The organism is Microbacterium paraoxydans, assembly GCF_900105335.1.
GTDB lineage: Bacteria > Actinomycetota > Actinomycetes > Actinomycetales > Microbacteriaceae > Microbacterium > Microbacterium paraoxydans.
The window spans coordinates 1256033-1271314 of the sequence record NZ_LT629770.1; the positions used below are offsets into that span (position 1 = coordinate 1256033).

The following is a 15282-nucleotide window of genomic DNA, read 5'->3' on the forward strand; positions in this document are numbered from 1 at the left end:
AGCGGAACCCGCGTTGTTGCTAGGCTCGGCGGGCGGACGAAGCAGGAAGGGACGCATGTGAGTGGGGATGTGCAGCAGTTCCAGGTGGATCTGCGCGGAGTCGTCGATCTGCTCAGCCGGCACATCTACTCCAGTCCCCGGGTCTATCTGCGGGAGCTGCTCCAGAACGCGAGGGACGCGATCGCGGCGCGCCGTGAGGTCGACGGGGGCGGGAGCCGCATCCGCATCACGCCGCTCACCGCGCAGACCGGTGAGTTCGTGCTCCGCGACGACGGGGTGGGCCTGACCGCAGCCGAGGTCGCCGATCTGCTCGCGACCGTCGGACGCAGCTCCAAGCGGGACATCTTCGACCTCCCCCGGAGCGACTTCCTCGGCCAGTTCGGCATCGGGCTGCTGAGCTGCTTCATGGTCGCCGACACCATCGTCATCCGCTCCCGCAGCGCCAGAGGCGGACCCGCGGTGGAGTGGACGGGCAGCGCCGACGGCACGTTCCGCGTCGCGGAGATCGACGACGACCTGCCGATCGGCACCAGCGTGCACCTCGTGCCGCGCTTCGACGCCGACGAGCTGCTGCGGCCGGCGGCCGTGCACGAGCTCGCGACCACGTTCGGGGAGTTCCTGCCGGTGCGGGTGACCATCGACGCGCCGGGCGGGGACATCGACGTGACGCGCGAGCCGCCCTTCCTCGACCCCGCCGCCGACATCGAGGCGGCCGTGCAGTACGGTCGCGACCTGCTCGGGGCCGCCCCGCTGGACGTGATCCCGCTGAGCGAGCCGGCGACCGGGACGCAGGGCCTGGCGTACGTGCTGCCCTTCGCACCCCCGCCCGGCGCCCGCCAGGCGACCCGTATGTACCTGGGGCGCATGCTGCTGTCCGAGCGCGTCGACGACGTCCTGCCCGACTGGGCCTTCTTCGTGCGCGCCGTCGTCGACTCCACCGGCCTCGCGCCGACCGCGAGCCGCGAATCCCTCGTCGAGGACACGGCCCTGGAGCACGTCCGGGAGCAGCTCGGCGCCGGGATCCGCCGCTGGGTGCTCGAACTCGGGCTGCGCGAACCGCATCGTCTCGCGCAGTTCGTCGCCGTGCACGAGGTCGGACTCAAGTCCCTGGTGCGCCACGATGAGGAGCTCGCGCGCTTCATCACCCGCTGGCTCACCGTGGAGACGACGCACGGCACGATGCGGATCGGCGAGCTCGTGGAGCGTTACCCTCACGTGCGCTACGCCCAGACCGTCGACGAGTTCCGCCAGGTGGCGGGCATCTCCCCCTCGGACGAGGTGCTCGTCAACGGCGGCTACCTCTATGACGCCGATCTGATCCGCCTGCTCCCCGACCTCTACCCGCAGGTCACGGTCGAGCAGGTCGATGTGACCGGGGAGCTCGATCGCCTCGACCCGCCGCCGCTCGACGACCGGGACATCGCGATGGCGTTGGAGTCCCGCGCCGGCGCCGTGCTCGCCGCCTCCGACTGTGCCGTCGTGGTCAGGGCGATCGATCGCCCCGAGCTGACCGGGCTCTACGTCGCGGATCCCGAGGTGCTGCGGACGATCGATCGCGGACGCACCAAGGGCATCGCGAGCACGCTCTGGGGCGGGGTGCTCGACCGCATCGACCAGACGCTCTCGTCCGCGCGAGACGACGACCTCACGGCGCGGCTGTGCCTGAACTGGTCCAACCGCGTCGTCCGCGCCCTCGTCCGCGTCGAGGACGACGCCGTGTTCGCGCGCACGGTCCAACTCCTCTACATCCAGGCGCTCCTCGCAGGTCACCACCCGCTCTCGGACGCCGATCGGGCGCTCATGACCAGCGCCCTCTCCGACCTCGTCTCGCTCTCCGCCGGGATCGAGGGGGACACGCTCCCCTTCGACGCGCGCTGACACCCCCGACTACCCGAAAGGGCCCTCCATGGCACGTCCGAAGAAGCGCTTCCAGCAGCTCATCGAGGAGATCGATCGCACCCCGTGGGGCCCGGCCGAGCAGGCCCTCGTGGCGGAGGCCGTCGCCCTGGCCATCGAGATCGGCGACGAACGGCTGGAGTACGAGGCCCGCATGCGCCAGACCGCCTCGGCGAACATGGTCGGGGCCACCGACGTCATGCTCAACTCCTTCGCCTGGTGCCTGGCGCATCACGACGCCGACCCGCAGCGGTTCCCCGCCGACCTCGACAACGGCGGGGCCGACCTCATGTGGCAGTTCAAGTGGATGGCGTCGTCCCTGCGCTCCTCCCCCGCCTTCTCGCAGGAGCAGATCGCGGCGGTGCTCGACGACATGGAGGCGCACTACCGCGCCGCAGGGCTCGGCCTCAGCGGCGTGCTGACCGCCCGCTTCGAGGACGCCTGGGATGCCGGTCGGTTCGACGCCGCCGAGGCCCTCCGGGTGCAGCTCGAGGCCACGCCGCGCGACGAGCACAGCCACTGCGATGCGTGCAGCCGCAGCCAGTTCGCGGGATTCTTCGCGGAGACCGACCGGGACGCCGACGCGATCCGCCTCGTCGAGGAGATGCTCGAGGGCGGGTTCTCGTGCGGCGAGGAGCCGGAGCACGCCCTGTCCCGCGTGCTGCTGCCGTACCTGCGTGCCGGTCGCGCGGAGGACGCGAAGACCGCGCACCTGCGCAGCTACCGCCTGGCGAAGGACAACCCGGACAACCTGCGCATCGTGGCCAACAACATCGTGTTCGCCGCGATCACCGGCAACGAGGCGCGGGCGCTGGCCCTGATCGAGAAGCACATCGCGTGGCTGGCCCACGACGGCCTCAACGTCGACGCGCACTTCGCCGCCCTCACCGCCTTCGCGGTCGCTCTCGACCGCGTCACCGCCGCCGGACACGGCGACACCCCGGTCCGCGGCGCCGACGCCCCGGCGCTCGTGCCGCTGCTGGGCGCGCACGACGGCCCGTGGAGCGCCGCCGAGCTCGCCGCGACCGCCTGGTCGACGGCCGAGCGCATCGGCGCACAGTTCGACGAGCGGGACGGCACTGACGGCCACGCCCGCAGCCTCGCCCGGATGCGCGCTCTCGCCGACGAGAGCTACGACGTCCCGATCCGCTCCGACGCGTTCGTCGCCCCCGCGCCGGCCGCGACCCCGACCGACCCGGACGGCTGGTTCGAGCGGGCGATGCAGCTCGCGCAGTTCGGCGCCGAGCAGGAGACCCTCGCCGCCCTCCCGCACGCCCTGGAGATCGACGACGCCGCCAAGCGCGCGCAGCTCCTGTCGATGCACCTCGGCATCCTCGTCGCACTCGATCGCGTGGACGAGGCCGAGCGCCTTCTCCCCGAACGGATCGCCGCGCTTCGGACCGCCGGGAACGACGCGCAGGCCGACCTCGAGGAGCGGCTCGGCCTGGCGACCTTCGGCCTGCACACCGACGAGACCATGGCGGCGCTCGAAGAGGAACTGGCCGAGGCCGACCGTCTTCCCGCGTGGTCGCGCGGCGATCTGGCGATCAGCCGCGCGTCGCTGCACCTCCGGGCGGAGGAGCCGGATGCGGCGCTCGACCTCGCCGAGCTCGCCGCGCGCTCGTTCGCGGAGGCCGAGGACACCCGGCTGTCCAACACCACGACCCTCGTGGCGATCGGCGCCGTGCTGAGCAAGGGCGACCTCGACGCCGGTCGCACGCTCCTCGACCGCTTCCTCTCCCAGGAGGACCTGTCCGCCGGACACCGGGCCCACGCGCTGCAGACCCGGGCCCGCGTACGCGGCGGCACGGGTGCGTACCAGGACGGGGCCGTCGACGCCGACGAGGTGTGCCGGCTGCTCGCCGAACTCGGCGCCACCCGCGCTCTCGCCGAGGCCCATGTGCTCGCGGGCGCGCTCTGGGAGGACGCCGAGGAGCCCGAGAAGGCCGTCGCCCGCTACCGTCTGGCCGCTCGCCTGCAGGACGACGGCGATCGCACCGGCGTCGACTTCCGGCTGGCCAGGGCGATGCTCCGCGCGGGAGACGCGGAGGAGGCAGCCGAGCTCTTCGGCGACGTGCTCCAACGCGAGGAGAACGCCGAGACTCCGGCGGGTTCGCGCGCCATGACCGCCTCGCTCCTGGCCCGGTCGCTCGCCGAGTCCGGCGAGTTCGGTCAGGCGGTCGGCGCACACGGCTACGCGGCCGAGCTGTTCGGGCAGGCGGAGTCCCACGCCGACCAGGCCATGGCCATGACGGAGCAGGCGAAGATCCTCGCCCGGTTCGAGGAGCACGACGACGCCGTCCGGCTGCTGGAGGGCGCTGCGGACATCGTGCGGCGTGCCCCCGAGGCCGTCGGTGCGCTGTCCGAGGTGCTGCACAGCCTCGGCCAGGCCTACGCAGGCCGGGGTGACGAGCGCGCCTTCCCGCTCTTTGACGAGGTCGCCGCGCTCGCCCAGGAGCATGAAGCCGGCTGGCTGCTCGCTGACGTGACCGACTCTCGCGGCCGCGCGCTCGCTCAGCTGGGCCGGACCGATGAGGCCGTCGCCGCGGCTCTCACCGCCGCCGACGGTTTCGCGGCGCTCGGCGACCAGGGCGCCGCCGGAAGCTCGGAACTCTTCGCGGGCCGGGTGCTCGCGGGGAACGACCGCCCGGCCGATGCCGTGCCGGTGTACCGGAGCGCCCTGGAGCATGCCGAGGGCTTCCCACCGCTGCGTCAGGTGGCGGCACTGGAGCTCGGCGACATGCTGGAGGCACTGGGGCGGCACGCCGAGGCCGCAGAGGTCAGGGCACTCGTCGAGAGCTGACACGACACCGGCTCGGGGTCCGGAGGGGGTCCCGAGCCGGCGTCACGTGGCGGAGGGCCGCGTCAGAAGAGCTGACGCCAGTTCGCCCGTGCGAGGTCGAGCAGCTCGTCGCCGCGACCCGACATGACCGTGCGGATGGCGTAGAGCGCGAAGCCCTTGACCTGCGCGGCCTCGATCGCGGGCGGCATGGACAGCTCCTGGCGCTCGGTCACGACGTCGAGGAGCGCGGGACCATCGTGCGCGAGGACCTCGCGGACGGCCTCCGGCAGATCCTCGCTGCGCTCCACCCGACGGGCGAAGATGCCCATGGCCTCGGCGATCGCCGCGAAGCTGGGGTTGTCCAACCCGGTGCCGTAGGTGACGAAGCCGGCGGCCTTCATCTCCAGCTCCACGAAGTTCAGCGACGAGTTGTTCACCACGATCGTCTTGACCGGGAGACCGTTCTGGGTGAGCGTGAGCAGCTCGCCGAGCATCATCGCGAGGCCGCCGTCGCCGGCGAGCGCCACGACCTGACGATCCGGATGCGCGACCTGCGCGCCGATGCCGTGCATCAGGGCGTTCGCCATCGAGCCGTGCGTGAACGATCCGATCAGCCGGCGCCCCTCGGTCATGGACAGGTAGCGCGCGGCCCAGACGGTGGGCGAGCCCACGTCGGCGGTGAAGATCGCGTCGTCGGCGGCATACTCGTCCAGCAGTCGGGCGAGGTACTGCGGATGGATGGGCCGCTTTCCCTTGGCCGGCACCGCGAGCTCGTCGAGCTTCTTCCGCGTCTTCCGGTAGTGGGCCACGGCGTCGTCGAGGTGGCCGCGGTCGTCCTTCCGCGCGAGACGGGGCAGCAGGGCTTCGGCGGTCGCCTTCACGTCACCGACGAGGCCAAGGTCGAGCGGGTGCCGCTTGCCGAGCTGGGACCCGCGGATGTCGACCTGGATGGTGGTCGCGTGCTCCGGGTAGAACTGCTCGTACGGGAAGTCGCTGCCGAGGACGAGGAGCGTGTCGGCGGCCTCCATGGCCCGGTAGCCGGACGCGAAGCCGAGCAGCCCGGTCATCCCGACGTCGAACGGGTTGTCGTACTCGATGAACTCCTTGCCCCGCAGCGCGTGGACGATGGGGGCTCCGAGCGCGTCGGCGAGCGCGATCACCTCGTCGTGCGCGCCCTCCACGCCGGCCCCGGCGAGGATGGTGACCTTCTTCGCCGCGTTCAGCATGGTCGCGGCCTTCTCCAGCTCCGGGCCGCTGGGCTGGATCAGCGGGCGGGTGCGCTCGATCACCACGGCGCGGTCGTCCGCGATCTCGGACAGCGCCACGTCACCGGGGATCACGAGGACGGCGACGCCGCGCTGCTCGATGGCCGCGCGCATCGCGATCTCCATCAGCCGCGGCATCTGCGACGGGTCAGCGACGTATTCGACGTACACGCTGCACTCGCGGAACAGCTCCTGCGGGTGGGTTTCCTGGAAGTACCCGGTGCCGATCTCGACGGTCGGGATGTGCGCGGCGATGGCCAGCACCGGCACGCGGGAGCGCTGCGCGTCGTACAGGCCGTTGATGAGGTGCAGGTTGCCGGGGCCGCACGAGCCCGCCACGACGGCGAGGTCTCCGGTGGTGCCGGCGTCGGCCGCGGCGGCGAAGGCGGCGGACTCCTCGTGGCGTACGTGCACCCAGCGGATCCGGCCGTCCTTGCGGAGGGCGTCCGTGAGTCCGTTCAGGGAGTCGCCCGGGATGCCGTAGACCCGGTCGACTCCGTTGGCGTTCAGAGTCTTGACGATGTTCTCAGCGACGTTGGCCATACCCCGACCCTACGCCCGCCGAGGCCTCCCCGGGCCGGGCTCAGTACTCCTGCGGGCCGTCCCGGTCGGGCTCGGGATCGCGCCGGAACGCGCGGCCGGACACCGACGTCGGGGCGATGCGCACGTACACGCGCTTGTCGGTCGGGATCCACGGACGCAGACCCGCCGCCTCCGCCCGCTCGATGTCGGCGTCGGTCTCCAGAGCCTCCGCACGCCCGCGCACGATGACGCTCCAGGCGGCGGTGTCCGTGTGGTCGTCGACCTCGAAGAGCACGTCGGCGTTGACCGTCAGCTCGAACAGCTTGCTCCCGGGGGCCGTGCGGAACAGGAGTCCTTCGCCGTCCACGGCATAGTTCACGGGGAAGATGTCGATGGTCTCGCCGACCCGGGTCACGAGCCGCCCGAGCTCCTGGCTGCGCAGGTGCTCCCAGCTCTGCTCCGCGGTGAGGGACTGGACCGGATCCGTGTGCGCACTCATGCCGCCATTGTGCCTCGTCTGTCCTCGACGCGCACCCCGTCGACCCGGCCCCTCTCGTGCGAGCGGCCCCCTTGCGTGCGCACGCAAGGGGGCCGCTCGGCCGCAAGGGGGTGGGTCGACGGTCAGCCGATGCGGATCAGCTTCTTGTTGACGAACTCGTCGGCGGCGAGGTGGCCGAGCTCCCGAGCCGTGCCGCTGCGCTTGATGCCGCCGAACGGGAGCTCGGGGCTGTCGGCGAGCACGAGGTTCACGTAGACCATGCCGGCCTCGATCCTGTCGGCCACCCGCTCCGCCTGCGCCTCGTCCGTCGTGAAGACGTAGGAGCCGAGACCGAACGTGGTGTCGTTGGCCAGCGCGACCGCCGCCTCCTCGTCCGCGACACGGTAGACGACGGCCGCGGGGCCGAACAGCTCCTCGCGGTAGACGTCCATCTCCCGGGTCACGTCGGCGAGCACGGTCGGTGCGAAGAACGCCCCGTCGCGCGTGCCGCCCGTGAGCAGGGTCGCACCCTGGGCCACGGCGGTGTCGATCTGCTTCTGCAGGTTCTCCGCCGCCGCCTCCGACGAGACCGGGCCGAGGACCGTGTCGTCGAGCGTGGGATCGGTCGCCTCTACGGCCGCCATCGCCGCCGTGAACTTCTCCACGAACGCGTCGTAGAGGTCGTCGACGATGATGAAGCGCTTGGCGCCGTTGCAGGCCTGCCCGTTGTTGTCGAGGCGCGCGTCCACGCCCGCCTGCACGGTGGCGTCGAGGTCGTCGGTGGAGAGCACGATGAACGGGTCGGACCCGCCGAGCTCCAGTGCGACCTTCTTGAGGTTGCGGCCCGCGACCTCGGCGACCGCGGCGCCGGCACGCTCGGAGCCGGTCAGCGACACGCCCTGAACCCGCCAGTCCGCGATCATCGCCGCGATCTGGTCGTTCGTGGCGAGCACGTTCTGGTACGCACCCTTGGGGAAGCCGGCGTCGTGGTAGATCGCCTCGATCGCGCTCGACGACTCCGGGCACTGCGGCGCGGGCTTCAGGAGGATCGTGTTGCCGACGATCAGGTTCGGCGCGGCGAAGCGCACGATCTGGTACGCCGGGAAGTTCCACGGCATGATGCCCACGAGCGGTCCCAGCGAGGAGCGGCGGATGATCGCCGACCCCTCCCCGAGGATCTTGATGGGCTGGTCGGCCATGATGTCCTCGGCCTGGTCCGCGTAGTACTCCGCGATGTCGGCGGCGAAGTCGACCTCGCCGAGTGCGGCTTCCCGCGGCTTGCCCATCTCGCGCACGAAGATGTCGGCCAGCTCCTCGCGGCGCTCGCGGTGCAGCTCGGCTGCACGGCGCAGCAGCGCGGCACGGTCGGCGACCGTGGTGGAGCGCGACCACTCGCGGTGGGCCTCGTCCGCGGCGGCGACGGCCTCCTCGATCTGCGCGTCGGTGAACGTGTCGTACGACGCCAGGGTCTCGCCGGTGGCGGGGTTGACGACGGCGTAGTCGGTCATGAGTTGTCCTCTCGTGTGCTGGGGCCCTTCGACAGGCTCAGGGACCCAGGCCGTTCAGGGGGAAGGTCAGGAGACCGGGATCAGCGTGTACTTGGTGGACAGGTACTCGTGGATGCCCTCGAAGCCGCCCTCGCGGCCGACGCCGGACTGCTTGACGCCGCCGAAGGGAGCCGCCGCGTTGGAGACGACACCCACGTTGAGACCCATCATGCCCGTCTCCAGCGCGTCGATCATCCGCTGACCGCGCTGCAGGTTCTCGGTGAAGACGTAGGAGACCAGGCCGTACTCGGTGTCGTTGGCGAGGCGCACGGCCTCGTCCTCGGTCTCGAAGGTCGCGATCGCGAGCACCGGACCGAAGATCTCCTCGCGGAGGATCGCGGAACCGGGGACGACGTCGGTGAGGACCGTGGGCTCGTAGAACGTGCCGGTGCCCTCGAGCGCCTTGCCGCCCGCGAGCAGGGTCGCTCCGCGCTCGACGGCGTCGTCCACGAGCTCGCCGGCCTTGGCCACGGCGTCCTCGTCGATGAGCGGGCCGATCGCCACGCCCTCCTCCGTGCCGCGGCCGATCTTCATGCCGTTGACACGCTCGGTGACGCGCTTGGCGAACTCGCCCGCGACGTCCTTGTGCACGATGAAGCGGTTCGCCGCCGTGCAGGCCTGACCGATGTTGCGGAACTTCGCGGCGAGAGCGCCGTCCACGGCCTTGTCGAGGTCCGCGTCGTCGAACACGACGAAGGGGGCGTTGCCGCCGAGCTCCATCGACACCCGGAGCACGCCCTCGGCGGCCTGCGCGATGAGCTTGCGGCCGACCTCGGTCGACCCGGTGAAGGACAGCTTGCGCAGACGCGGGTCGGCGATGATCGGCGCCGACAGGGCGCTCGACTTCGAGGTCTGCACGACGTTGACGACGCCCTTGGGCAGACCGGCCTCTTCGAGCAGGGTCGTGAAGAAGATGGTCGTGAGCGGCGTGAGTGCCGGGGGCTTGATCACCACGGTGCAGCCGGCGGCGAGGGCGGGGGCGATCTTGCGCGTGGCCATGGCGAACGGGAAGTTCCACGGCGTGACGAAGAACGACGGACCGACGGGGCGCTGCGACACGATCATGTGACCGGTGCCCTCGGGGTTCAGGCCGTAGCGGCCGCTGATGCGCACGGCCTCCTCGCTGAACCAGCGGAGGAATTCGCCGCCGTAGGCGACCTCGCCGCGGGCCTCGGCGAGGGGCTTGCCCATCTCGAGCGTCATCAGCAGCGCGAGGTCCTCCTTGCGCTCCTGCACGAGATCGAACGCCCGGCGGAGGATTTCGCCGCGCACGCGCGGCGCCGTCGCGGCCCACTCGTCCTGCGCGGCGACGGCGGCGTCGAGCGCCCGGATGCCGTCCGCGGGGGTGGCGTCGGCGATCGTGCGGATCACCTGGTTCGTCGAGGGGTCCTTGACGTCGAAGGTCGCGCCGGTCTCCCCCTCGATCCACTCCCCGCCGATGAAGAGGCCGGTGGGGATGCTGTCGAGCAGCGCCTGCTCGTTCTGAGTGCTCATGGATTCTCTCTCTTTCAGACGGACGTGGGACGACGACGACGGCTGGGCGGAGCGTCCATACCCAGCGTCTCACCGCGGAAGAAGGCGGGGCGGCGGATGGCGTTCCAGATCATCACGGCGATGCCGACGACGATGATGAGGATGCCGAGGATGAAGACGATCCCGATGCCGCCGATCTCCGACCCGGAGCCGTAGGCCGGGTCCATGGAGTCGATCAGCGTGGTGAAGAACAGGATCGCCAGGATGATGCCGCCCACCAGCGGGAACAGGAAGGTGAAGAAGACGTTCCGCGCCGAGTCGAACCACTGCTTGCGGAAGTACCAGACGCAGGCGAACGCGGTGATCCCGTAGTAGAAGCAGATCATCATGCCGAGCGTGAGGATCGTGTCCCACAGCGTGTCCTCGCTGACCACGCGCATCACCGCGTAGAACGCGGAGGCCACGATGGCCGACACGATCGTGGCGTAGCCCGGGGTGAAGAACCGTGGGCTCACCTTCGCGAACGACTTCGGGAGCGCACCGTAGTGGCCCATCGCGAGCAGGGTGCGGGCCGGACCGACGAACGTCGACTGCAGCGACGACGCCGAGCTCGTGAGCACCGCGAGAGAGACGAGGAACGCGAGCGGCCCGAGGATCGGTCCGGAGAGGTGGAAGAACACGTTCTCCTGGATGTCGCCGTTGCCGAGGCCGAGCTCCCCCGTGCCGACGCCCGCGAACATGATCATCGCGACGGCGAGGAGCAGGTAGAGCGAGACGATCGTGAGCACGGTGACGGTGGCCGCCCGCCCCGGGGTCTTCTCCGGGTCCTTCGTCTCCTCGTTCATCGTGAGGGTGACGTCCCAGCCCCAGAAGATGAAGATCGACAGCGACAGACCGGCGGCGACCGCGCTGAACGACGAGATCGCGAACGGGTTGAACCAGTTGAGGTCGAACGGCTGGTAGTCGAAGCCGTTGCCGCCCACGGCCTGCACGATCGCGGCGACCGCGAAGAACACGAGCACGAGGATCTGGAATCCGACGAGCCAGTACTGCAGCTTCTGCGTGGTCTGCATGTCGCGGTACGACACCCACGTCGCGCCGAGCATGAAGAGCAGGCAGACGCCGATGTTGATCCAGGTCACGCCGGCGAGATCGGCGATCTCCGCGTTGCCCGTGATCTGCGACAGCAGCAGGAACAGGAAGTCGACCGCGACGCCGGCGAGGTTGGACAGCACGAGGATCGTGGCGACCACGAGACCCCAGCCGGCCATCCAGCCCACCCACGGCCCGAACGCCCTGGCGGCCCAGGTGAAGGAGGTGCCGGAGTCGGGCATGCGGTTGTTGAGCTCGCGGTAGCCGAAGGCGACCAGAAGCATCGGGATGAAGCCGACGAGGATGATCGCCGGGATCTGCGCGCCGACCTCGGACGCGGTGGGGCCGACGGCGGCCGTGAACGTGTAGGCGGGGGCGATGCACGAGATGCCGATCACGACGGCGCCGATCAGGCCGACGGTGCCGGCGCTCAGGCCCTTCGTCGAGATTCCGGTCGTGACGCCGGATGCGGGCTCCGTCGCCCGGTTGGTGCTGCTCATCAGCGGTCTCCTGCTTCATCGCGGGTACGCGGGACGACGATCATGGGGACGGGCAGTTCGTGCAGCATCTTCGCCGCCGTGGAGCCCAGGAAGAGTCGGCGCGGCTGCGCCAGCCGGCTGGAGCCGACGAGCACGACCTCGCCGGGGAGCCAGGAGAGCCCGGCGACGGCGTCCTCCACCGTCTCGCCGGGGGCCTCCTCGACGACGGCGCCGAGGCCGTCCGGCAGCCGCTCGGCGGCGACGGCCAGCACCTGGTGCGCGTGCTCGCTGCCGGCGAGGCGGATCGCCCCGGTGTCGAGTCCCGGGGGCACGTCGAACGGCACGAGCGACACCAGCCGCAGGCTCACCTCGGCGGCGCCGGCGAGGGCGACGGCCTGGTCGAGCACGCCCTCCGCGCCGGGCCGGGTGCCCACGGCGACGGTGACGCGCGGGAGCACGTGGTCGTCCTGCTGCGCGAGACCGGACGGCGCGAGGGCCACCGGGATCGGCGAGGAGTGCAGCAGCTCCGACGCGACGCTGCCCAGGCGGTGCCGGCCGAAGAGGCCTCCACCGGCCGTGCCGATCACGATGACGCTGGCGTCGAACTCCTCACCGGCGGCGATGAGGCACTCGGCGAACGACTCCGAGAAGCGCACGTGGCCGCTGCGCACGAGCTCCTGCGGCAGACGCACCACCGCGTCCTGCAGCCAGCTCCGCGCCTGCTTCCGGATGACGTCCTCGTAGGCGCGCTCCGGTGGCACGGCGGCGCTGCGGGTGCCCTCGGTCGGCAGCACGATCACGAGGTGCAGGGTCGCGCCGATGCTGCGCGCCAGTCGTGCGGCCAGCGCCGCCGCGTCGGCCCCCGCATCCGTCGCCGTGTAGCCGACGACGACCGAGCCGGTCATCAGCCGATGCTCTCGGGAGCGCCGGCCTCGCGGCGGGCGTCGACGATGTTCGCCGCGACGAGGTGGCCCATGCGGATCGCCCCGTCGACGTGCTGGTAACCCGCTCCGGCCATGTCGCTGCAGGCGAAGTGGATCGGTCCGACCGGCGTGCGCAGGTCGGCGCCGTAGCGGTGCAGACCCCCGAGGTCGAAGCTCGCGGCGTACGCGCCGCGGGTCCACTCCTCGCTGCCCCAGTCGCTCTCGTAGTAGACGACCGGGTTCTTGGCCTCGGGACCGTAGTAGTGCGAGAGCGACTCGAGGATGCGCTCCTTGCGCTCCTCGGCCGACAGCTCGAACACGCCGTCGGCGTTGGCGTCGGACACGAAACCGACCAGGGTGCCGCGCTCGTCCCCGTGGTTGGTGTTGTCGTACGCCTCGTGCGACAGCTCGTACGGGCTGAACGCCGTACCGCTCAGGCCCTGCTCGCGCCAGAACGGGCTGTCGTAGACGGCGTGCACCTTGATGACGAAGCCCATCGACAGGTGCTGGTGCAGCTGGTGCTGACGACGCGGCAGCGGCGGGACGAAGGAGATGCGGTTGTAGAGGATGGGGGCGTGCGCGAGGATCGCGTACCGTGCCCGGACCGTGAGGTCGTCGGTGGTCGCCACGACCCCGTCGTCCGACCACTCCAGGCTGCGGACGGGCTGGTTCAGCAGCACGTCGTCACCCAGGCGCTCGGCGAGGCGCAGCGGCACCTGCTGGAGCCCTCCCACGACGCGCTTGTCGAGGATGAAATCGGCGTCGACGAGATTCGAGTACGAGCCGGCGGACGCCGCCATCAGCAGCGACTGCAGGAGCGAGAAGGCATGGGTCGGCTTGGTCAGCATCGCCGAGCCGGTCGCGAAGGCGAGGTTGCGCACGGCCTCGTCGTCGTCGGTCTGCGACCGCAGCCAGGCGTCCCACGAGATGGAGTCCCACTCGGCCGCGTTCGGGTGCTCCCACGGCTTGTCCGGGTCGATCTCGGCGACGAGGGCATCGAGGATGCCGGTGATGCGGGCGATCACGGCCTCGGTCTCCGCCGACACCGGGAACATCTCGCCCGTGAAGCGGTGGGCCTGGCCATCCGGGCCGACGTAGACGCTGTCACCCTCGCGGTAGCGGCTGTAGGTCTCGAGCCCCAGCTCCTCGATCGTGTCCTTGAGGGCGTCCTGGTCGGGCGAGACCCACTGGCCGCCGATCTCCAGCATGGCGCCGTCGATCACGTCGGTCCACAGCCGGCCACCCACGCGGTCGCGGGCCTCCAGCACGGCGACCGACAGTCCGGCCTTCCGCAGGTCGTTGGCCGCCGTGAGCCCTGCGGCTCCGGCGCCCACGATCAGCACGTCGCGGGTGATCTCAGCCATCTGCAACTCCTTCGTCGTCGGGGGATGCGGGGGAAGAAGTACCGGTCGCGTCCCGAAATCCCCCGATCCGGGGACGCGACCGGACAGTGTCAGGCGCCGGCGAGCGCCTCGGCCACGACGTCGAGGCCCTCGTTCAGCAGCTCGTCGCCGATGGACAGCGGCGGGAGGAAGCGGATGACGTTGCCGTACGTGCCGCAGGTGAGGACGATGACGCCCTGAGCGATGCACGCCTTGGCCACGGCGGCCGTGAGCGCGGCGTCCGGAGCCTTGGTCTCCGGGTCCACGAACTCGGCCGCGACCATCGCACCGTGACCGCGGACGTCGCCGATGCGGGCGTCCTCGGACTGGAGGGCGGTGAGGCGGCCGATGAGGATCTCGCCGATCTCGCGGGCCCGCTCGATGACGCCGTCGTTCTCGAACACGTCGATGGCCGCGAGCGCCGCCGCGCAGGCGATCGGGTTGCCGCCGTAGGTGCCGCCGAGGCCGCCGGAGTGCGAGGCGTCCATGATCTCGGCGCGACCGGTCACGGCCGCGAGGGGCAGCCCGCCCGCGATGCCCTTGGCGGTGGTGATGAGGTCGGGCTCGATGCCGAAGATCTCGCTGGCGAACATGTGCCCGGTGCGGGCGAACCCGGTCTGCACCTCGTCGGCGATGAAGACGACGCCGTTCGCGCTGCACCAGTCGACGATCGCGGGGAGGAAGCCGTCGGCGGGGACGATGAAGCCGCCCTCGCCCTGGATGGGCTCGATGATGACGGCCGCGAGGTTGTCGGCGCCGATCTGCTTCTCGAGCTGGAGGATCACGCGGGCCGCGGCCTCTGCGCCCTCGAGTCCGTCGCGGAACGGGTAGGACATCGGCGCGCGGTAGACCTCGGGGGCGAACGGGCCGAAGCCGCTCTTGTAGGGCATCGACTTCGCGGTCAGCGCCATGGTGAGGTTCGTGCGGCCGTGGTAGCCGTGGTCGAACGCGACGACGGCCTGGCGTCCGGTGTGCTTGCGGGCGATCTTGATCGCGTTCTCGACGGCCTCGGCGCCGGAGTTGAACAGGGCGCTCTTCTTGGCGAAGTCACCGGGGGTGACGCGGTTGAGCGCCTCGGCGACGCCGACGTACGACTCGTACGGCGAGATCATGAAGCAGGTGTGGGTGAACTGCGCGGCCTGCGCGGCGACGGCCGCGGCGACCTTCGGGTGCGCGTTGCCGACCGTGGTCACCGCGATGCCGGAGCCGAGGTCGATGAGCGAGTTGCCGTCGGCGTCGACGACCACCCCTCCCCCGGCGGCGACGGCGGCGACGGGCACGGTGTGTCCGACACCGGCGGCGACCGCGTCCGCCTTGCGGGCGAGGACCTCGGCCGACCGCGGGCCGGGGAGTTCCGTGACGAGGCGACGCTCCTGCGGGAGGTCGGGGCCGCCGAGGGGGACTGCGGGTGCTGCGGTGTCGAGGAGAGCCATGTCGCGAGCG

The 15282-nt window shown here is 71.1% G+C and carries 10 protein-coding genes; 2 read left to right on the top strand and 8 right to left on the bottom strand.

All coding sequences use genetic code 11. The features are described from left to right. Positions 1–57 precede the first annotated feature (57 nt). Together BLU02_RS06320 and BLU02_RS06325 are read left to right on the top strand one after the other, a co-directional pair. Positions 58–1878, top strand: a complete 1821-nt coding sequence (locus tag BLU02_RS06320) for an HSP90 family protein (RefSeq protein ID WP_060923014.1) — start codon at positions 58–60, stop codon at positions 1876–1878. 28 nt (positions 1879–1906) lie between these two features. Next, positions 1907–4699 carry a hypothetical protein gene (locus BLU02_RS06325; protein ID WP_083370909.1) on the top strand — a complete coding sequence of 931 codons (2793 nt, stop codon included), beginning with the start codon at positions 1907–1909 and terminating at the stop codon, positions 4697–4699. Positions 4700–4761: 62 nt separating this feature from the next. Here BLU02_RS06325 and poxB read toward each other — a convergent pair whose 3' ends face one another. The 8 genes from poxB to gabT all read right to left on the bottom strand — a co-directional run bounded on the left by poxB (position 4762) and on the right by gabT (position 15272). Beyond that, complete coding sequence (gene poxB, locus BLU02_RS06330) at positions 4762–6486, bottom strand: ubiquinone-dependent pyruvate dehydrogenase (RefSeq protein WP_060923243.1); 1725 nt, start codon at positions 6484–6486, stop codon at positions 4762–4764. 40 nt (positions 6487–6526) lie between these two features. Next, complete coding sequence (locus tag BLU02_RS06335; RefSeq protein WP_060923242.1) at positions 6527–6964, bottom strand: pyridoxamine 5'-phosphate oxidase family protein; 438 nt, start codon at positions 6962–6964, stop codon at positions 6527–6529. Between the two features lie 122 nt (positions 6965–7086). Further along, positions 7087–8451 carry an NAD-dependent succinate-semialdehyde dehydrogenase gene (locus BLU02_RS06340; protein WP_060923241.1) on the bottom strand — a complete coding sequence of 455 codons (1365 nt, stop codon included), beginning with the start codon at positions 8449–8451 and terminating at the stop codon, positions 7087–7089. Positions 8452–8517: 66 nt separating this feature from the next. Further along, on the bottom strand, positions 8518–9984 hold the full coding sequence (locus tag BLU02_RS06345; RefSeq protein WP_060923240.1) for an NAD-dependent succinate-semialdehyde dehydrogenase: 1467 nt from the start codon (positions 9982–9984) through the stop codon (positions 8518–8520). A gap of 14 nt (positions 9985–9998) precedes the next feature. Next, the gene (locus tag BLU02_RS06350; RefSeq protein ID WP_025102346.1) at positions 9999–11555 is read right to left on the bottom strand and encodes an APC family permease; all 1557 of its coding nucleotides are present in this window, start codon (positions 11553–11555) and stop codon (positions 9999–10001) included. Then, a complete protein-coding gene (locus BLU02_RS06355; protein ID WP_083370910.1) occupies positions 11555–12439 on the bottom strand; it encodes a universal stress protein in 885 nt (294 codons plus the stop codon). Before BLU02_RS06355 ends, BLU02_RS06350 begins: the two co-directional genes overlap by 1 nt. Next, the gene (locus BLU02_RS06360; protein WP_060923364.1) at positions 12439–13821 is read right to left on the bottom strand and encodes a flavin monoamine oxidase family protein; all 1383 of its coding nucleotides are present in this window, start codon (positions 13819–13821) and stop codon (positions 12439–12441) included. The genes BLU02_RS06355 and BLU02_RS06360 overlap by 1 nt, the downstream gene beginning before the upstream one ends. 89 nt (positions 13822–13910) lie before the next feature. After that, positions 13911–15272, bottom strand: coding sequence for a 4-aminobutyrate--2-oxoglutarate transaminase (gene gabT / locus BLU02_RS06365; protein ID WP_060923365.1), 1362 nt, complete (start codon positions 15270–15272; stop codon positions 13911–13913). Positions 15273–15282: the final 10 nt, after the last annotated feature.

Bases quoted from the DNA above. Each gene is read 5' to 3' on its own strand.
- BLU02_RS06325 (WP_083370909.1), top strand. From the start codon at position 1,907: ATGGCACGTCCGAAGAAGCGCTTCCAGCAGCTCATCGAGGAGATCGAT.
- poxB (WP_060923243.1), bottom strand. From the start codon at position 6,486: ATGGCCAACGTCGCTGAGAACATCGTCAAGACTCTGAACGCCAACGGA.
- BLU02_RS06335 (WP_060923242.1), bottom strand. From the start codon at position 6,964: ATGAGTGCGCACACGGATCCGGTCCAGTCCCTCACCGCGGAGCAGAGC.
- BLU02_RS06340 (WP_060923241.1), bottom strand. From the start codon at position 8,451: ATGACCGACTACGCCGTCGTCAACCCCGCCACCGGCGAGACCCTGGCG.
- BLU02_RS06345 (WP_060923240.1), bottom strand. From the start codon at position 9,984: ATGAGCACTCAGAACGAGCAGGCGCTGCTCGACAGCATCCCCACCGGC.
- BLU02_RS06350 (WP_025102346.1), bottom strand. From the start codon at position 11,555: ATGAGCAGCACCAACCGGGCGACGGAGCCCGCATCCGGCGTCACGACC.
- BLU02_RS06355 (WP_083370910.1), bottom strand. From the start codon at position 12,439: ATGACCGGCTCGGTCGTCGTCGGCTACACGGCGACGGATGCGGGGGCC.
- BLU02_RS06360 (WP_060923364.1), bottom strand. From the start codon at position 13,821: ATGGCTGAGATCACCCGCGACGTGCTGATCGTGGGCGCCGGAGCCGCA.
- gabT (WP_060923365.1), bottom strand. From the start codon at position 15,272: ATGGCTCTCCTCGACACCGCAGCACCCGCAGTCCCCCTCGGCGGCCCC.